17 protein-coding genes are annotated in these 17,348 nt (G+C 55.8%); 10 read left to right on the top strand and 7 right to left on the bottom strand.

All coding sequences use genetic code 11. The annotated features are described in order from the left end of the window. Positions 1-4: 4 nt before the first annotated feature. Genes ATO67_RS01110 through lipA form a run of 3 tightly spaced genes read left to right on the top strand, consistent with a single transcriptional unit; the run spans position 5 to position 1,524 of the window. The gene (locus ATO67_RS01110) at positions 5-259 is read left to right on the top strand and encodes a GlsB/YeaQ/YmgE family stress response membrane protein (RefSeq protein WP_067643105.1); all 255 of its coding nucleotides are present in this window, start codon (positions 5-7) and stop codon (positions 257-259) included. 15 nt (positions 260-274) lie between these two features. Next, positions 275-523, top strand: a complete 249-nt coding sequence (locus tag ATO67_RS01105; protein WP_003502608.1) for a GlsB/YeaQ/YmgE family stress response membrane protein — start codon at positions 275-277, stop codon at positions 521-523. Between the two features lie 29 nt (positions 524-552). Further along, a complete protein-coding gene (gene lipA / locus ATO67_RS01100) occupies positions 553-1,524 on the top strand; it encodes a lipoyl synthase (protein WP_067643102.1) in 972 nt (323 codons plus the stop codon). A 103-nt stretch (positions 1,525-1,627) separates the two neighbouring features. Here the strand turns inward: lipA and ATO67_RS01095 are convergent, their stop codons facing one another. The 3 genes from ATO67_RS01095 to ATO67_RS01085 form a co-directional block, all read right to left on the bottom strand. Next, positions 1,628-2,560, bottom strand: a complete 933-nt coding sequence (locus tag ATO67_RS01095) for a DMT family transporter (protein ID WP_067643100.1) — start codon at positions 2,558-2,560, stop codon at positions 1,628-1,630. A gap of 62 nt (positions 2,561-2,622) precedes the next feature. Next, on the bottom strand, positions 2,623-3,363 hold the full coding sequence (locus ATO67_RS01090; protein ID WP_067643097.1) for a helix-turn-helix transcriptional regulator: 741 nt from the start codon (positions 3,361-3,363) through the stop codon (positions 2,623-2,625). 99 nt (positions 3,364-3,462) lie between these two features. Beyond that, entirely contained in the window at positions 3,463-3,645 is a 183-nt protein-coding gene (locus tag ATO67_RS01085; RefSeq protein WP_045230436.1) for a hypothetical protein, read from the bottom strand. Positions 3,646-3,766: 121 nt separating this feature from the next. Between ATO67_RS01085 and ATO67_RS01080 the strand changes: the two genes are divergently transcribed. Together ATO67_RS01080 and ATO67_RS01075 are read left to right on the top strand one after the other, a co-directional pair. Continuing rightward, positions 3,767-4,336, top strand: coding sequence for a EutP/PduV family microcompartment system protein (locus ATO67_RS01080; RefSeq protein WP_067643094.1), 570 nt, complete (start codon positions 3,767-3,769; stop codon positions 4,334-4,336). 9 nt (positions 4,337-4,345) lie between these two features. Next, complete coding sequence (locus tag ATO67_RS01075; RefSeq protein ID WP_067644174.1) at positions 4,346-4,795, top strand: type II toxin-antitoxin system RatA family toxin; 450 nt, start codon at positions 4,346-4,348, stop codon at positions 4,793-4,795. On the opposite strand, the gene ATO67_RS01070 is transcribed toward ATO67_RS01075, so the two are convergent. Both ATO67_RS01070 and ATO67_RS01065 read right to left on the bottom strand, forming a co-directional pair. Continuing rightward, the gene (locus ATO67_RS01070) at positions 4,783-5,286 is read right to left on the bottom strand and encodes a CinA family protein (protein ID WP_067643091.1); all 504 of its coding nucleotides are present in this window, start codon (positions 5,284-5,286) and stop codon (positions 4,783-4,785) included. The genes ATO67_RS01075 and ATO67_RS01070 overlap by 13 nt on opposite strands. Then, entirely contained in the window at positions 5,283-6,470 is a 1,188-nt protein-coding gene (locus ATO67_RS01065; RefSeq protein ID WP_067643088.1) for a bifunctional 2-C-methyl-D-erythritol 4-phosphate cytidylyltransferase/2-C-methyl-D-erythritol 2,4-cyclodiphosphate synthase, read from the bottom strand. Before ATO67_RS01065 ends, ATO67_RS01070 begins: the two co-directional genes overlap by 4 nt. A gap of 251 nt (positions 6,471-6,721) precedes the next feature. Between ATO67_RS01065 and dusB the strand changes: the two genes are divergently transcribed. From dusB to ntrC, 3 genes are read left to right on the top strand one after another with little or no spacing between them, the layout of a single operon-like run. After that, on the top strand, positions 6,722-7,738 hold the full coding sequence (dusB, locus tag ATO67_RS01060) for a tRNA dihydrouridine synthase DusB (RefSeq protein WP_067643085.1): 1,017 nt from the start codon (positions 6,722-6,724) through the stop codon (positions 7,736-7,738). Beyond that, entirely contained in the window at positions 7,735-8,883 is a 1,149-nt protein-coding gene (locus tag ATO67_RS01055) for a two-component system sensor histidine kinase NtrB (protein ID WP_067643082.1), read from the top strand. Before dusB ends, ATO67_RS01055 begins: the two co-directional genes overlap by 4 nt. Beyond that, positions 8,880-10,331 carry a nitrogen regulation protein NR(I) gene (ntrC, locus tag ATO67_RS01050; RefSeq protein ID WP_067643079.1) on the top strand — a complete coding sequence of 484 codons (1,452 nt, stop codon included), beginning with the start codon at positions 8,880-8,882 and terminating at the stop codon, positions 10,329-10,331. Before ATO67_RS01055 ends, ntrC begins: the two co-directional genes overlap by 4 nt. A 92-nt stretch (positions 10,332-10,423) precedes the next feature. Here ntrC and ATO67_RS01045 read toward each other — a convergent pair whose 3' ends face one another. After that, entirely contained in the window at positions 10,424-11,791 is a 1,368-nt protein-coding gene (locus ATO67_RS01045) for an enoyl ACP reductase FabMG family protein (protein ID WP_067643077.1), read from the bottom strand. 157 nt (positions 11,792-11,948) lie between these two features. Then, a complete protein-coding gene (locus ATO67_RS01040) occupies positions 11,949-13,262 on the bottom strand; it encodes an MFS transporter (protein ID WP_067643075.1) in 1,314 nt (437 codons plus the stop codon). Between the two features lie 453 nt (positions 13,263-13,715). Between ATO67_RS01040 and ATO67_RS01035 the strand changes: the two genes are divergently transcribed. Then, on the top strand, positions 13,716-15,986 hold the full coding sequence (locus ATO67_RS01035) for a sensor histidine kinase NtrY-like (protein WP_067643072.1): 2,271 nt from the start codon (positions 13,716-13,718) through the stop codon (positions 15,984-15,986). Beyond that, the gene (gene ntrX, locus ATO67_RS01030) at positions 15,976-17,340 is read left to right on the top strand and encodes a nitrogen assimilation response regulator NtrX (protein WP_067643069.1); all 1,365 of its coding nucleotides are present in this window, start codon (positions 15,976-15,978) and stop codon (positions 17,338-17,340) included. Before ATO67_RS01035 ends, ntrX begins: the two co-directional genes overlap by 11 nt. Positions 17,341-17,348 lie beyond the last annotated feature (8 nt).

Below are 17,348 nucleotides of genomic sequence, written 5' to 3'. Positions count from 1 at the left end.
ACTCATGTCGATTGCAACTGAAGCCTGGGTCATCTTCCTGCTGATCGGCCTTGTTGCCGGTTTTCTCGCCAGCCTTATTGTTGGCGGAGGCGGGTTGATCGGATGCCTGTTGAGCGGCGTGATAGGTGCCTTCGTTGGCGGTTATTTGTTCAACGCGCTTGGAATATCGCTCGGTATCGAGAATGCGCTGGTGGTGCAGATCATCCATGCGACGGTGGGCGCCATCATCGTAACGCTCATCGCAAGACTGATCGCCTGACGAAAGGAATAACGGATGGAAAGTGTAGGCTGGATAGCGGCAATCATCATCGGCGGTTTGGCCGGTTGGCTTGCGGGCAAGCTCATGGATATGCGCTTTGGCGTCTTCATGAACATCGTTCTTGGCATCGTAGGCTCGGTCGTGGCAGTCGCTGTGCTGCGCACATTTGATGTGTTCGTGCAGGATAGCAGGCTCGGATATTTCGTCACATCTTTCTTGGGCGCGAGCCTTCTGTTATTTCTCGCCAAGCTCGTCAGGCGTTAAACCGTTTAAAGCGGTAGAAGCAGGTTTCTATGGTCACTATTCTCGACAGGACATCGCAGGACGAAAAGCGCATTCGCCACCCGGAGAAGGCGCATCGTCCCGATACCGAAGTCATGCGCAAGCCCGAATGGATTCGCGTCAAGGCGCCGACATCTAAGGGCTACCATGAGACGCGCGAACTGGTGCGTTCCCACAAGCTGGTGACAGTTTGTGAAGAAGCCGGCTGTCCGAATATCGGCGAATGCTGGGAAAAGAAGCACGCCACCTTTATGATCATGGGTGAAATCTGCACCCGCGCCTGCGCCTTCTGCAACGTCTCCACCGGCAAGCCAAATGCGCTCGATATGCTCGAGCCGGAAAACGTCGCCAAGGCCGTCAAGCAGATGGGTCTGTCACACGTCGTCATCACGTCCGTGGACCGCGACGATCTAGCCGACGGTGGTGCCGAACATTTCGAAAAGGTGATATGGGCCATCCGCGCCGCTTCGCCAAACACGACCATCGAGATATTGACGCCCGACTTCCTGAAGAAGCCTGGCGCTCTGGAACGTGTCGTGGCCGCCAAGCCCGATGTCTTCAACCATAATATGGAAACCGTGCCCGGCAACTATCTCACTGTTCGTCCCGGCGCGCGCTACTTCCACTCCGTGCGACTTTTGCAGCGCGTAAAGGAGCTGGACCCGACCATGTTCACCAAGTCGGGCATCATGGTGGGGCTGGGCGAAGAGCGTAACGAAGTGCTGCAGTTGATGGACGACCTGCGCAGCGCAGACGTCGATTTCCTCACCATTGGCCAGTACCTCCAGCCAACCCGCAAGCACCACAAGGTCGAAGCCTATGTGACGCCGGAAGAGTTCAAGTCCTACGAGACGATTGCCTACACCAAAGGTTTTCTGATGGTGGCATCCAGCCCGCTGACGCGTTCTTCGCACCATGCGGGCGATGATTTTGAGCGGTTGCGCGCCAATCGCGAGCGGAAGTTGCTGGCTGCTGCTGAGTGAGAGGCGGAAACGCCGCTGATTTGCCGCGAGGGCCATACTACCGTGAAATATCATCCTCGGGCTTGATCCGAGGATGACGACCGAGGCGATCCAAGCCTCAGACTCACTCATGCACCTTCGCAGGCCGATGCGCCTGCATGCACAGCAGCACACTCATGACCACCGAAACAATCGCAATACACTCGATCAGCGTCGGCCCGCGCTGTTCCCAAATGAATCCGTAGAGCAGGGCAAACAGCGTTTCGAACAGGATCATCTGCCCGACCATGGTCAGCGGCAGCAGGCGGCTCATGCGGTTCCAGAGCGCGTTGCCGAAGATGGAGGCGGAGATGCCGAGGCCAACCGCGACGGATGCGAATTGCAGCCAGTCATCGCTTGCATGAACATCTGTGCTGAAGCCATAAGCGGGGATAGCGAGCGTCAGGGCTAGTCCGCCGGTGACAACGCCTGTCATCAGGTTCCACTCGTCGGCGCTGACATCGTGCAGGCGCGTCAGCCAGCGAGCATTTCCGACCGCAAACGCTGTCCATGAGGCCAGCGCGCCGAGAGCGCAGGCAAGGCCGATGATTCTGGTCAGATCGAAACCACCTTGCCCTTCAGATAATGATTGCCACGAGACGCCGAAAATGCCGATTGCTCCGAAGAAAAGCGATGGCCACAGCCGTCTCAAGGATACCGCCCCATGGTCGCGGCTGCCGATGATGGTGACGGCGACTGGTAGAAAACCGATGATGATGGAAGTGAAGGCCACACCGCTAAGCTGTACCGCGGTCGAGATCAAAAAATAGTAGACGATATTGCCAATGAGGCTCAGCCAACCGAGCGCAATCCATTCCGCCTTGCCGAAACGCGACGCAACGCGACGGATTTTCGGGGCAATCAGAATAAATGCCACGACGCCGAATGTCAGATATCGCGCGGTTGAAAGCTGCAACGGCGTAAAGCCGTCAGGTATCAGCTTAGGAGCCAGAAAAATTCCGCCCCAAAGCGCGCCTGCCAGCATGCCGTAAAAAACGCCCAGTCCTGTCTTGTTCATGTGATGTCCACTCGTTGCCTGGCGCTGATTGCCACGGCGGCGAGGGGCTGTCTTGACATAAACTACTGCGGCAGGACCGAGAATTCCCGGCGATATACGGCGGGTGTTACCCCCTTGGCTTTCTTCATCGCGCGCGTAAGAGCGGTTTGGTCCGAGAAACCAGCCGCGTCGGCAATTTGCGCGATCGGGAGCGATGTGTCTGCCAGAAGCGTACATATCTTCTTCATGCGGATATCGGAGAGCCACACATGCGGCGTTTCATCGAACTTCTCACGGAAGACCGCATGCAGTCGGCTCGCACTGATATCCGCATGATCGGCCATGCGCTCGAGGCTCCACGGCATGAAGGGGTCGATTTCGACGAGCGCTTTCAGAACAGACACTCTGGAAATCACATCGGGGTTTTCATCCCCCAGACTTGCGACAAGGATCGGTGCCCATGCCTGGCCAGCCTTTGCATCCCGTTCACCCGCCTGCATCATATCATGCATATACTGTGCGAGCTTTTTCGTGCGTGGACTGAGCTCGATAAAGGGATTTGATGAAAACCTGTCGAGGATTTGATCAGATATCGTTTGTTCGTCCAGGTCTACGATCAGTGAGAGGTTCGGGACAATGCTCATCTGCGTGTGGGAGGTATGTCTGTGAACGAGCACACCTTTCGTCCGCGACAATCTCTCCTGAAGGCCGCATACATCGATTTTGAGGTGCCCGGCAACGGGAAGAACGATTTGCACAAAGGCATGGCGTTCGTTAGGCGTTTCGCCGCGATAGGAGCGCAGGTCGACAGACACGGTTTTCATTCGGCCTTTCTCCCTTACCCTGAAACGAAAGATGGCCGCGTCGCGGCCAATCGTTATTTTGATGGTCTCATGTCAAAAGGCAAGCCGTCAGCCAATATCTCAGGCTTCGGCTTCCTGCTTCACGGTCGATTCGCCGCGCTTGCGCTTGCGCAACACAGGCTTGTTCTCGCGTGCCTCGCATTTGGCGACATCGATGAGATAGGCGAGCATCGGCATGCTGTTCATGGATGCCAGCTGTTTTGCGGATTCCAGGAGGTTGATGATGTTGGCAAAGTCGTCCATCGTATCACTCAATTGTTCTGTTGCATCCCAAGGCTGCAATCGCTGTTGTTGCTAAATAACGCCGAGCCCCGTCGGGTTGCAATAGTCAATTTGTGCAAACTGCTATGCAAGGGTGGAGAGGATGGTTGCCATAACCGATATCAAGGAAGCCGCATCACTGGTATCCAAAGCATCTCGGATCATGGTTGTCGGTTCTTCAGGAGCGGGCAAAACAACGCTGTCTCAGGCTTTGGCTTCCCATAGGAACCTGGAGTACTTTTCGATTGATAGAGACGTACGGTGGATTTCCGGCTGGACTCAGCGCGAGGTCGGCGAGCAGCGTCGTATCCTCGAAGATATCGTTTGCCGTGAACGCTGGCTTCTGGACGGCTCCGGTCCTTCCACATTCGAATTGCGTTTACCGAGAACGGATATCGTCATTTGGATGAGGCTGCCGCGCGTGACTTGCCTGATTGGTGTCGCAAAGAGGGTCGCAAGAAACTACGGAACTGTTCGTCCCGCTATGGCGGCCGGTTGCCCTGAACCTTTACCGAATTGGGACTTCCTCAGCTACATCTGGAATTTCGAAAAGCGCCACGCGCCGGTATTCCTCCGGAGCTTCGAGCTTTATGGGCCGCAAGTGCCAATATTTCAGGTAAAATCCAGAGCACAGGCGCGTGAGCTTCTTGATCTTATCATCTCCGCGCATTAATTGCGCTTCATGCCACAATTTGAAACACGCCGTCCCGTCAAGCACTCTCCCGAACGGATGTATAATCTCGTTGCCGACGTGGAGAAGTATCCCGAATTTCTGCCGCTTTGCGACGGCTTGACGGTTCGTTCCAGAAAAGAGCGAGACACCAAGACCCTGTTGGTGGCTGATATGACGGTGGGTTACAAGGCCATAAGGGAAACCTTCACGACGCAGGTTCTGCTGAAGCCTGAGGAGTCGGCCATTGATGTAAAGTATCTGGACGGTCCGTTCAAATACCTCGACAACCGATGGCGTTTCGAACCTGCCGAAGGCGGCGGATGTTCAGTCTACTTTTTCATCGATTATGAATTCAAAAGCCGCCTCCTGGGAGCCCTCATGGGCTCGATGTTCGACCGGGCATTCCGCATGTTTGCCGAAGCCTTCGAAGCAAGGGCGGACAAGATTTATACGGATTGAGACAGTTCGATCAGCATTTCAAACGCGGTTCGGACTGTTGCCAGCCTAACCTGATCGCGCCCGATATCGCTATAATGCATTTCACGGTGGATGATGTGACCGCACCGCCGCTTTGCAGCAAGGTGTACAAGCCCGACCGGCTTTAATGCGGAACCGCCGCCCGGCCCGGCGATCCCGGTGACAGCGACGGTAAATTCCGCCCGCGAGCGATAGAGCGCGCCATGCGCCATTTGGAGCGCCGTTTCCTTGGAGACGGCGCCGAACATCCCCAGCGTTGCGGGACTAACGCCGAGCATGTCCATCTTCGCGTCGTTGGTATAGGTCACAAAGCCGCGGTCAACCACGGCGGAAGACCCTGCGATTTCCGTCAGCGCACCGGCAATTAGCCCGCCCGTGCAGCTTTCTGCCGTCGAAACCATATGTCCCCGGCTGGTGAAGTCCCACACTAGTTTTTGTGCTAGCTCCTCGATATCAGGCGGAAACAGGCTCATGCGGGCCTCTGCCGATAGACCACTGTTGCAGTTGCAATTGCTGCAATACCTTCGCGACGACCGACGAAGCCGATGGTTTCATTCGTGGTGGCTTTCACCGAGCAGCGATCAAGCGAGATGCCGAGAATATCCGCAAGATTTTCGCGCATGGCCTGCCGGTGAGGACCCACGCGCGGCGCTTCAGCAATCAAGGACACATCTGCATTCATGATCGTGCCGCCATTGCCGCGCACGACCTTTGCAGCATGCTCAAGGAAAATGCGCGATGCGGCACCTTTCCATTGCGGATCGGATGGCGGAAAATGATCGCCGATATCACCGGCACCACAGGTCGCCAGCAAGGCGTCGGTCAACGCATGAAGCGCCACGTCGGCATCCGAATGACCCATCAGTTTTTGATCGTGAGGAATAAATATGCCGCACAGGGTCACGCCATCGCCTGGTACCAGTTGGTGGACGTCGTACCCATTGCCGGTTCTCACATCAGGCAGAGTGTGGACAAGCTTCTCATCGGCCATGGCGATATCCCGTTTCAAAGTCAGTTTTATATTGTCGACAAGCCCTTCAACCAGTTTTACCGGAATACCAGCCCATTCGGCAATCGCGGCGTCGTCGGTGAAATCTGTCCGCCCCGATGTTTCGGCATCCGTGTGAGCTTTGAGAATTAAAGGGTAATCGAACGATTGTGGTGTTTGAGCCGCGTAGAGATTGCTGCGCGAAACGGTGGTTCCGACAAGGCCGTCTTGGCCACGCTTCAACGTATCAACGACCGGAACCGCAGGCAGCACGGCGTCTGCGCCGTCAGCAAGCGCATCCGCGATGCGCCGGAGAAGATCGGCATCGATAAAGGGGCGAACAGCGTCGTGGATCATGACATGCGTGATGCCTTTACCTTCCAGCGATTTCAGCCCGGCCAGAACGGATTGCTGGCGCATTTGGCCGCCAACCACACTGCTCAGCCGACTGCCAGCATTCAGCCTTTTGGCGATAGGTTCAAACAACGCGTCGTCGTCGGGATGGATAACGACGACGATATCAGCAGCTGATTGCCATTCCAGAAAGCATTCGAGTGTGTGCTCGATGACAGCCCTGCCACCGATGAGACGGTATTGCTTCGGACCCTCCTCTGGTGCGCCCGCGCGTTCACCTCGTCCTGCCGCCACAATGACGATACCGATTTTCATAGCGCTTTCCTGCATTGAACCTATGTTGTTTCCGCATTTCTTCAAAGGTTTACACCGGTGGTCTAGCGTTTTAAAAAACGAATGGCCAGCGAGAAAGCAAGCCTTTATATGCGGGCTTTGTCATCGATTTCTCTGCATAGAGCACCGAGGTGCAGCAAAATTGGAAATCGAAAAAACACACCAATATGTCAACGAAAGTGCTTGGCAAGCGCATAAACACTGTCTAAAAATAATGCATATTTAAAAAATGCATGAAAGTTCACCATTTGATGATTCCGACGTTGTCAGACCCATTTCAGATCGACACCGTCACCGTTCGCAACCGAGCGGTGCTCGCACCCATGTCAGGTGTGACCGACCTGCCATTTCGAAAGCTTGCCTGGCGGTTTGGCGCAGGCCTCGTTGTGACCGAGATGGTTGCCAGCCGCGAACTCGTAGCCAACCGTGGAGAATCCTGGGCGCGCCTGAAAAATGCAGGCATGGTTCCGCATATGGTTCAGCTTGCCGGCCGTGAAGCGCACTGGATGGCGGAAGCAGCAAAAATCTCAGCGGATAATGGTGCAGGGATCATCGACATCAACATGGGATGTCCTGCCAAGAAGGTTACGGGTGGTTACTCCGGTTCGGCGCTGATGCGCGAGCCCGACCACGCACTTAGCCTTATCGAAGCCACGGTGAAAGCAGTTGACGTTCCCGTAACGCTCAAAATGCGGCTGGGTTGGGATGACAGTTCCATCAATGCGCCGGAGATCGCTGCCCGAGCAGAGGCCGCCGGTGTCAAGCTCATCACCATTCATGGCCGCACGCGCATGCAGTTTTACGAAGGGCGTGCGGACTGGGATGCGATAAAGGCTGTGCGTGACGTGATTTCAATACCGCTGATTGCCAATGGTGACGTGGAAACGGCAGTCGACGCATCGGAAATCCTGCGTCGATCCGGTGCCGATGCCGTGATGGTGGGGCGAGGGGCGCAAGGGCAGCCGTGGTTGCCCGCAGTTCTGGCAGGTCATGCCCCACCGCCGCTTGAGAAAATCGCCGACATAGCAGTCGAACATTACGAATTGATGCTGGAATTTTACGGCATTGAGGCAGGGCTTCGTCATGCGCGCAAACATCTCGGATGGTATCTGGACCGGTTTGCGCCGGACATGAAGACAGACGACAAGGTTGACATCATGACATCCAAAAACACCGGGCAGGTGACAGCGTTACTGCGGTCTGCCCTCCAACAGGGCGCGGAAAGCTCTGCGGCGAGGAAAGCCGCATGAGCGCTGACACCGCACCACCTGGTGGCAATAACGTATTGGCCATGGCCGTTCTCAACGCCGTGCAAAATCCGGTTATTCTTGTAGATAGTGAAGGCTTCATAGCGTTTGCCAACTGGGAGGCAGAGGCCTTCTTTGGGGCGAGTGCGACGCATCTGGCGCGCTACCGCATTTCCACTTTCATCCCGTTCGGTAGCCCACTGTTGGCGTTGATCGATCAGGTGCGTGAACGTCGCGCGCCGGTCAATGAATATCGCGTCGATCTGTCGTCGCCGCGCCTGGGACAGGACAAGCTGGTCGATCTCTATGTCGCGCCTGTCGTCAGCGAGCCGGGTTCGGTCGTCGTGGTGTTTCAGGAACGGTCCATGGCAGACAAGATTGACCGGCAACTGACGCACCGCGCCGCCGCGCGTTCCGTCACCGGTCTTGCCTCCATGCTGGCACACGAGATCAAAAATCCGCTTTCAGGCATTCGCGGTGCTGCACAATTGCTGGAAACATCCGTCCCCGACGAGGACCGGGCGCTGACGCGGCTGATTTGTGATGAAACGGATCGCATCGTGTCGCTGGTCGATCGCATGGAAATTTTCTCCGATGAACGTCCAGTAGATCGCATGCCGATCAATATTCACTCGGTGCTCGATCATGTGAAGGCGGTGGCCAAAGCCGGTTTTGCGCGCAACATCAAGATCAGCGAAAATTACGATCCGTCTTTGCCTCCGGTTTATGCCAATAGGGACCAGCTGGTTCAGGTCTTCCTCAATCTCGTAAAAAATGCCGCAGAAGCCGTGGGTAATCAGCAGGATGGCGAGGTCATTCTGACGACGGCCTATCGTCCGGGCATCCGTCTATCCGTGGCAGGCACTCGCGAGCGTATCTCGCTGCCGCTGGAATTCTGTGTGCATGACAACGGTCCCGGCGTTCCGCCGGATCTCGTGCCGCACCTATTCGATCCCTTCATCACCACCAAGACCAATGGTTCCGGCCTTGGTCTTGCCCTTGTCGCAAAACTCATCGGTGCACATGGCGGCATCGTGGAGTGTGACAGCCAGAACCATCGCACGACATTCCGCGTATTGATGCCCGTTTCGCCCGAGGTTGCGGCCGAAGACAGCATTTTGCCGAACCCGACAGGATCTAAACGATGACAGCAACGATTCTCGTGGCCGATGACGACGCGGCCATCCGTACCGTTCTCAATCAGGCTCTCAGCCGTGCCGGGTACGATGTGCGGATTACCTCGAATGCGGCGACGCTCTGGCGTTGGGTATCGGCAGGTGAGGGCGATCTTGTCGTGACCGATGTGGTTATGCCGGATGAAAATGCCTTCGACCTTCTGCCCCGCATCAAGAAGGCGCGTCCCGACCTGCCGGTGCTGGTGATGAGTGCTCAGAACACCTTCATGACAGCCATCAAGGCCTCGGAAAAAGGCGCCTATGATTACCTGCCAAAGCCCTTCGATCTGACGGAACTGATCGCCATCATCGGGCGCGCTTTGTCGGAGCCGAAACGCAAGCCGGCCAAGCTTGATGATGACATGCAGGATGGCATGCCGCTGGTGGGCCGCTCTGCCGCGATGCAGGAAATCTACCGTGTGCTGGCGCGTTTGATGCAGACGGATCTGACACTGATGATCACCGGTGAATCCGGCACCGGCAAGGAACTCGTGGCACGGGCGCTGCATGATTACGGCAAGCGCCGAAATGGCCCGTTCGTGGCGATCAATATGGCCGCCATTCCGCGCGACCTTATCGAATCGGAACTCTTCGGCCACGAAAAGGGTGCCTTCACCGGTGCGCAGAACCGCTCTACCGGCCGGTTTGAGCAAGCCGAAGGTGGAACGCTTTTTCTCGATGAAATTGGCGATATGCCGATGGATGCGCAGACACGGCTGCTTCGCGTGTTGCAGCAAGGCGAATATACGACCGTTGGTGGGCGCACGCCGATCCGCACTGATGTTCGCATCGTTGCCGCGACCAACAAGGATTTGAAGACCTCGATCAATCAGGGTCTGTTCCGCGAAGACCTCTATTACCGACTGAACGTCGTTCCATTGCGTCTTCCGCCACTGCGGGACCGTGCGGAAGATATTCCAGACCTCGTTCGTCATTTCATCCAGACGGGAGAAAAGGAAGGTCTCGAGGGCAAGCGATTTGAAACCGAAGCGCTGGAACTGATGAAGGCCTATGCCTGGCCCGGCAACGTGCGTGAGTTGGAAAACCTCATCCGCCGCCTGATGGCGCTTTATCCACAGGAAGTGATCACGCGCGAGATCATCGATCAGGAGCTTCAATCCGACGTGCCTGACAGCCCCATCGACCGGACGGCAGTGCGAAATGGTTCGTTGACCATATCGCAGGCCGTTGAGGAAAATATGCGCGATTACTTCTCCGGATTCGGTGAAAACCTGCCGCCACCCGGCCTGTATGATCGTGTTCTGCGAGAAATGGAGTATCCGCTGATTCTAGCAGCTCTGACGGCCACACGTGGCAATCAGATCAAGGCAGCCGATCTTCTGGGCCTGAACAGAAATACCCTACGCAAGAAAATCCGTGAGCTCGGCGTATCCGTCTATCGAAGCTCACGAACAGCCTGATCATAAAAGTCCGAACGAACAAAAAAGCCACCCGTCCGCACGGGTGGCTTTTTATATTGAGGTTCGAAGGAGTGACACCTTCGATTTATGGATCAAGCGACTGCCGTCTGTCTTGCTTCAGAGTTATCTGCAGCCCGCTCTTGATCTCCGTGAGATGCGTTGAGGCAACGCGCGACCACATCGTGGTTGAGCCATTGAACGGGACCGCTTGGCTGAGACGAAGCGCCAAAAATCAGCTTGCCCGTCGCCTCGACCACGAGTGAGCTCAAGAGATCGCTAATCAACGTTTTGCTGTCGCGGTGCATGGCGGTGATTTCGTTGGACGTGCCAATGGTCAGGTCAGCCTGTGTCTGGCTGTTGGGCATTGGCCACGACGAGAAATCGTAGAACGGTACCATCACGTCACTGGCTTGCAGTTTGGCGATCTTTGCTATGACGTCGTTCAGCGTGAATCCATCAGCCAGAAGCGCTTCGCATGCACGCCACTGCTCATCTGCCCATTGACCGCCATCTTCTTTCTTCAAAGCAAGAAGAAGCGGGATCAGAGGCAACTCGATGCCTGTGAACACATCTGAGGAATTGGTCCGGATTTCAGGGCAGTTATAGACAGAAGCTTTGATACCTTCCGCCCATGCAGCCTCGGCAATGCCTTCAAGACGCATCTTGGCATAGCCTTGGGTATAATTGGTGTAAGTCTGCCAACGGTATTCACCATCGATCAGGATACCCGTTCCGTGATAACCGTAAGCCGTGTACCGCACCTGACCGCCGGACGCTTCGACGCGTTCACGAATGGCTGCACTGGCGTTTATGAGATGGCCGAATGTGTTGGCAGAAACCTCATCGAAGTTGCGGAGAATCAGCTTGCCCATATCGCTGTCGATCAACGATTGCGAAGACATGTGACGAGCGCCGGTGCCCTTATAGATTCTGTTGGCTATAACCAGGAAAACCTTGGCCTTGGGAATACCGCCAGCCATGGTGTGGGCAAAGAAGACGTTGCGGCCAGCGGGAATCATACCATCGAGAATGGTCATGACTTCTGCTGCCGAATCGGTAAATCGCTTTGTCGCTATGGCCTGGCACTGATCGATGTAATCCCAATCGAGCTTTTCACGCTCCCAGCTCTCCAGCGTCAGCCCGGCCAAAAGATCAGTCGGGGTGCGGCCACCCTCTGGCGCATCGAGATCAAATCCAGCCATCAGCGGGACGTTGATGATCTTACCGCCGAGTCGTGTTTCAGCGTCCAGAAGCTCCTCGCTTGTGAGCGGACGTAGGGCGTTGTTCTCGTCACGCCGCCCGACGGTAATTCCCACGATCTGCATCCCCGCTTTCCGGGCCTGGTCGAGAAGGCCGGTCGCGTAGCCTCGTCCGAACAACTCGCCGAACAGAACGAAGACGTCGCCTTTTCGAAACACTGTGTTTTTGGAGATGTTCTCCAGCGCGATAGGGTTTTTCATGTGCTCAGTTCTTCAAAAGGGGATTCGGGCCGTGAACCCGACATATATTGAGCACTACTTGAACGCAGTCGGCCCATATGGAAAGTCATTTAAAGTAACCGAATATATCGAAACGTGAGCGGACCCCGACATTATCGGTGGAACAAGAGCTAAGTCCTTATTCCAAAGCCTGATTTTTCGATTCCGCATCGATAAGCGAGACACTGACAGCGGCAACGACCAGCAGACCGGAAACGACGCCCAAAGCCAGCCCGAAGTTGGCTGCCATGAGTGGAGCGACGATAGACGGGGCCAGCAATCCCCCGAATCGCGCAACCGCCCCCGCCATTCCCATGCCGCTGGCACGCAATGTCGTGGGATAGAGTTCCGGTGTGAATGCGTAGATCGCGCCCCATGTGCCAAGCAGTGAGAAGCTTAATAGCAACGTCGCGGCCACCGTGATTTCGACCGATTGCCCAAGCCCGTAGCCGAGAGTCCCAATGGCGCTCAGCAATAGAAACCCGATCAATGTGGGCTTTCTCCCCCATTTCTCGACGCCGTAGGCCGCCAGCGCATAACCGGGCAACTGCGCAATAGCCAGAATAACAAGGAAAACCTGACCGCGCACGAAGCCGAAACCATCGGCCGCCAGCTTGATCGGCAGATAGACGAACACGCCATAGTAGGACACAGAAATCAGCATCCATGCCAGCATAAGGAAAATCGTGCGGCGGCGGAGAGTAACCGAAAATAACGCGCTGAATGCTTTGCGCTGTGGTACCTGCGGCGCAAGCGGCAGAATTTCGGTGTTGTGGCCGTTATCCTTTGCCACCCGTTGCAGAACCCTTCGCGCCTCATCGGAGCGGCCCTGCTGGTTAAGATAGAAAGGAGATTCGGGAACATAGAACCGCAGCACAATGCCGATAAGTGCTGGAATGCCGGTTACGAAGAAGATCGTTCTCCATGCTTCACCGCCGTGTGTGCCAGCAACAAGCGCCAAAAGGGCAAGCGCGACAGTGCCTATCGCCCAACAGCCTTCAAGCATGACCAACCAGCGGCCACGCCGATCGGACGGCAGAAACTCGGCCATCATGGCATAATCGACGGGGAGTGTTCCGCCAACTCCAAGACCGGTCAGAAAACGCGCCACCAGCAGCCATTGCAAATCGGGTGCGAATGCGGAAGCAACGCCGAAAATTGCATCAAGAATGATGGCCATGAACAGGACGGGCCGTCGACCGATCCTGTCTGCCAAACGTCCGAAAACAAAGGCGCCGATCAACATTCCGAAGAAAAACATTGTGCCGGTCTGTAGCGCCTGTGGAACGCTAACACCAAAGCTGACGGCTATGGATGGCGCACTAAAGCCGATTGCCAGAACCTGCATGGCATCGGCTGCCCAAACCAGCCCAAATATGATGAACAAACGCCGCTGAAAAGCACCGACGCCTGCCGCTCTGATGCCGTCTTCGACCGTCATTTTTGATTTCATGGCCACACTCTCTCAAATCGTTGCCAACAACAGCCACTGGCTGCGGTTACATCTTGCTGTCTGCACGCGGAACGATGGTTTACTCATGATACGTGGCGGGGGCCGCATGGCAGCGGTTTACATCCCTCACACAGGCCTGTGATTGCCGATAGCATTATTGTGATGATTCGTAATGGAGATCATCATCGTTTTCGCCAAAGACTGGAATGCATCGATATTCAGCCGGATATGCTGTCCGGTAACAGGCGTGTAAGGCACGCTGCTGGTAACCGGTGCCGTAAATCTTGTTGCAGGACAGGGTACAAACGAGGTTGACAACCTCTGATGTGTCGTTGCATTTTCGCCACAATGTGTTGCTTAAAAAACACGAGAAGGCTGGATTCGCTTTGATGCGAACGAGCTCTTTTTTCAAGATTGTGACGCCTCAAATCGCGGCATAGGAAAATATGATCGATGCGCAAACCTGTCGCCGATAGGGTGTCTGACCGGGCGTCGGGCGATATAGTGATCGCCGACCGCCGCATGTCCTTTGCTTTTCCGGGACTTGTGCTTGCAGGTGTCGCACTCGTCTGCGCAACACTGACGCTTTTCGTGCTGTTGGGACTGACGCCGATTGCACCAACGACAAATGTTGTGATTGCCTCCGTAGTCCTCAACTCATTGCTCGTGCTTGGATTGATGTATTTGATCGGTCGTGAAATCGGCCGGTTGATGAAAGCGAGACGCCGGGGCCGTGCCGCCGCCCGCCTTCACGTCCGCATCGTTGCACTGTTTTCCATCGTTGCCATAACGCCCGCCGTTCTTGTCGCTATCTTTGCCAGTATCACGCTGAATGTCGGACTGGACCGCTGGTTTGCGCTTCGCACGCAGTCCATCGTCGATTCGTCTAGCAACATTGCTCAGGCCTATATGCTGGAAAATGCAGGTTATCTGCAGGGACAAACGCTTTCCATGGCGACGGATCTCGACCGTAACAGAGCGCTGTTTTATTTGGATCGCACCGGTTTCGTTGAATTGATCACCCGTCAGGCAAAAGGGCGCGGTTTCCTAGGCGCGTTTCTGGTGCAGGAAGACGGCGATGCGGTGGTGCAAGCCGACATCAAGACGGAACGGCCATTGCCCGCCATCCCACACGATGCGTTAGAAAAAGCTGCGGCTGGTCAACCGACCCTTATCCCGCCGGGCGTGACCAATCTCGTTGGTGCCATCATCAAGCTTGAGGGAATAGGCGGGACTTTTCTCTATACTGTGCGCGCTGTCGACCCCAAGGTCATGTCGGCGATGCGGCAGATGGAAGAGAACCGCGCAGAATACAAGGCGATGGAGGCCGGCCGCGCGCCGTTGCAGATCGCATTCGCTATCCTATACCTGGGTTTTGCGCTGATTGTTCTGCTCGCGGCCATCTGGACGGCTATCGCGATTGCTGACCGTATCGTGAGGCCAATCCGGTTGCTCATCAGTGCGGCAGACAGTGTTGCGATGGGCAACATGCATGTACTCGTGCCTGTCCGTGCCGTGGACGGCGACGTTGGCCGTCTTGCGCGAACCTTCAACAAGATGATTTCTGAAATCCGCAGCCAGCAGGAAGAAATCATCGATGCCAAGGATGACATCGATAACCGCCGTCGCTTTATCGAGGCCGTTCTGTCTGGTGTGACTGCTGCCGTCATCGGCGTCGACGAGCACCGCAACATCACCATCGCCAATCCTTCGGCAGAAGAGTTTTTGGCCGTCACTTCAGACAGATTGCTCGGGTCGCCTCTGATCGAGGTTGCACCTGAGATCGAGCAGGTCGTTGCCGAGGCGACCGCTTCGGCGCGTATGGATTTTCGCAATCAGATCAACATCATCAGGCGTGGCAAGGAACGCACGTTGAACGTTCAGGTCACGCGCGAAGATGCACGCGATGGCCATGAATCCTATGTCATCACGCTCGATGATATTACTGATCTGGTTATCGCTCAGCGTTCGACAGCGTGGTCGGAAGTTGCACGGCGCATCGCGCATGAAATCAAAAACCCACTCACGCCAATCCAGCTTTCCGCGGAGCGCATCAAGCGCCGGTTCGGCAAGCAGATTACCGATGAGGCTGACCGCACCGTATTTGATCAATGCACGGATACGATTGTCAGGCAGGTCGGCGATATTGGTCGGATGGTAGATGAGTTTTCCGCTTTCGCGCGGATGCCGAAGCCGACCAAAGAGATGTCGGATTTGCGAACTATTCTGAAAGACGCGGCGTTTCTGCGTGAAATGGGTGCTGCGCACATCAAGTTCACGACCGAATTTGGCAATGAACCTCTGGAAGGTATGTTCGATGCCCGGATGTTGGGGCAGGCATTCGGAAACCTTATCAAGAATGCGACCGAGGCCATCGAATCCGTTGAAGCGAGTGAAAACCCGCGCAGCGGAAGGATTTTGGTCAGGGCATCGTTTGATGCGGAACACAACCGCTTCATCGCCGATGTCATCGACAACGGGCGCGGCCTGCCGGTGGAAAACCGCCATCGGATTCTGGAGCCATATATGACGATGCGTGAAAAGGGTACCGGCCTTGGCCTCGCCATCGTCAAGAAAATTATTGAAGAGCACGGTGGTCATCTTGAGTTGCATGATGCGCCCGCCGATTTCGATCAGGGCCACGGCGCCATGATCAGAGTGCTGTTGCCGCATGTCGACGTTGCGGCCAGCGAAATTGACAAGGAAGTTGCATATGGCGTCTGATATTCTGGTCGTAGACGACGAAGCCGATATCCGAGAGATTGTTGCGGGCATTCTGTCCGATGAAGGCCACGAAACGCGCATGGCGTTCGATAGCGACAGTGCGCTGGCGGCTATCTCCGAGCGTGTGCCTCGGCTGATATTTCTCGATATCTGGATGCAGGGCAGCAAGCTGGATGGCCTGGCGCTGCTGGATGAGATCAAGAGCCGGCATCCCGATCTTCCCGTTGTGATGATCTCCGGTCATGGCAACATCGAAACGGCCGTCAACGCCATCAAACGCGGTGCATTTGACTTCATTGAGAAGCCATTCAAGGCTGACCGTCTTATTCTGATTGCCGAGCGGGCATTGGAAAATTCCAAGTTGAAGCGAGAGGTTTTCGAGCTAAAAAAGCGGGCAGGGGATGCGGTTGAACTGATTGGTGCTTCTCTTGCTGTTTCGCAGCTTCGCCAGACGATCGACCGCGTTTCCCCCACCAACAGCCGCATCATGATTCTCGGTCCTTCCGGTTCCGGCAAGGAACTGGTGGCACGTATGATCCACAAGAAGTCGTCGCGTGCGACGGGTCCTTTCGTGGCCCTCAATGCAGCGACAATTACGCCGGACCGCATGGAAATTGCACTTTTCGGCACCGAGGGCCTACCGGGGCAACCACGCAAGGTCGGCGCTTTGGAAGAAGCGCACCGTGGCGTTCTCTACCTCGATGAAGTCGGTGAGATGCCACGCGAAACGCAGAACAAAATCCTGCGCGTGCTCGTGGACCAGCAGTTTGAGCGTGTGGGCGGCGGAAAGCGTGTGAAGGTAGATGTCCGCATCATTTCCTCCACCGCGCATAACCTGGAAGGGCTGATTGCCGACGGGTTGTTCCGTGAGGATCTGTACCACCGCCTTGCCGTTGTTCCAGTCAAGGTGCCTGCTTTGTCGGAACGCCGTGAGGATATTCCGTTTCTCGTGGATATGTTCATGCGTCAGATTTCCGAACAGGCTGGCATTCGCCCGCGCAAGATCGGTGACGATGCTATGGCGGTGCTTCAGACACATGACTGGCCTGGCAATATCCGCCAGCTTCGTAACAACATCGAACGCCTGATGATTCTCGCGCGTCCTGAAAGCGGCGAAACACCGATTTCGGCAGACATGCTGCCTGCTGATATTGGCGATATGCTGCCCAGAATCGCGGCGCAGGGTGACCAGCACATCATGACGCTGCCATTACGCGAGGCGCGTGAAATGTTCGAACGTGATTATCTGGTGGCACAAATCAACCGTTTTGGTGGGAATATTTCCCGCACCGCTGAATTTGTCGGTATGGAACGCTCGGCCCTGCATCGCAAATTGAAGTCGCTCGGCGTATAACGATCCGA

The organism is Agrobacterium bohemicum (assembly GCF_001562555.1).
Classification (GTDB): domain Bacteria; phylum Pseudomonadota; class Alphaproteobacteria; order Rhizobiales; family Rhizobiaceae; genus Agrobacterium; species Agrobacterium bohemicum.
Note: the sequence above shows the minus strand (reverse complement) of the source record. Positions and strands in the feature narration are given on the sequence as shown.

Excerpts from the sequence above, each read along its gene's own strand:
- ATO67_RS01085 (WP_045230436.1), bottom strand. The coding sequence starts at position 3,645 with ATGGACGACTTTGCCAACATCATCAACCTCCTGGAATCCGCAAAACAG.
- ATO67_RS01110 (WP_067643105.1), top strand. The coding sequence starts at position 5 with ATGTCGATTGCAACTGAAGCCTGGGTCATCTTCCTGCTGATCGGCCTT.
- ATO67_RS01040 (WP_067643075.1), bottom strand. The coding sequence starts at position 13,262 with ATGAAATCAAAAATGACGGTCGAAGACGGCATCAGAGCGGCAGGCGTC.
- ATO67_RS01035 (WP_067643072.1), top strand. The coding sequence starts at position 13,716 with ATGCGCAAACCTGTCGCCGATAGGGTGTCTGACCGGGCGTCGGGCGAT.
- ATO67_RS01095 (WP_067643100.1), bottom strand. The coding sequence starts at position 2,560 with ATGAACAAGACAGGACTGGGCGTTTTTTACGGCATGCTGGCAGGCGCG.
- ATO67_RS01080 (WP_067643094.1), top strand. The coding sequence starts at position 3,767 with ATGGTTGCCATAACCGATATCAAGGAAGCCGCATCACTGGTATCCAAA.
- ATO67_RS01065 (WP_067643088.1), bottom strand. The coding sequence starts at position 6,470 with ATGAAAATCGGTATCGTCATTGTGGCGGCAGGACGAGGTGAACGCGCG.
- ntrX (WP_067643069.1), top strand. The coding sequence starts at position 15,976 with ATGGCGTCTGATATTCTGGTCGTAGACGACGAAGCCGATATCCGAGAG.
- ATO67_RS01070 (WP_067643091.1), bottom strand. The coding sequence starts at position 5,286 with ATGAGCCTGTTTCCGCCTGATATCGAGGAGCTAGCACAAAAACTAGTG.
- ntrC (WP_067643079.1), top strand. The coding sequence starts at position 8,880 with ATGACAGCAACGATTCTCGTGGCCGATGACGACGCGGCCATCCGTACC.
- ATO67_RS01055 (WP_067643082.1), top strand. The coding sequence starts at position 7,735 with ATGAGCGCTGACACCGCACCACCTGGTGGCAATAACGTATTGGCCATG.
- ATO67_RS01075 (WP_067644174.1), top strand. The coding sequence starts at position 4,346 with ATGCCACAATTTGAAACACGCCGTCCCGTCAAGCACTCTCCCGAACGG.
- ATO67_RS01090 (WP_067643097.1), bottom strand. The coding sequence starts at position 3,363 with ATGAAAACCGTGTCTGTCGACCTGCGCTCCTATCGCGGCGAAACGCCT.
- lipA (WP_067643102.1), top strand. The coding sequence starts at position 553 with ATGGTCACTATTCTCGACAGGACATCGCAGGACGAAAAGCGCATTCGC.
- dusB (WP_067643085.1), top strand. The coding sequence starts at position 6,722 with ATGAAAGTTCACCATTTGATGATTCCGACGTTGTCAGACCCATTTCAG.
- ATO67_RS01105 (WP_003502608.1), top strand. The coding sequence starts at position 275 with ATGGAAAGTGTAGGCTGGATAGCGGCAATCATCATCGGCGGTTTGGCC.
- ATO67_RS01045 (WP_067643077.1), bottom strand. The coding sequence starts at position 11,791 with ATGAAAAACCCTATCGCGCTGGAGAACATCTCCAAAAACACAGTGTTT.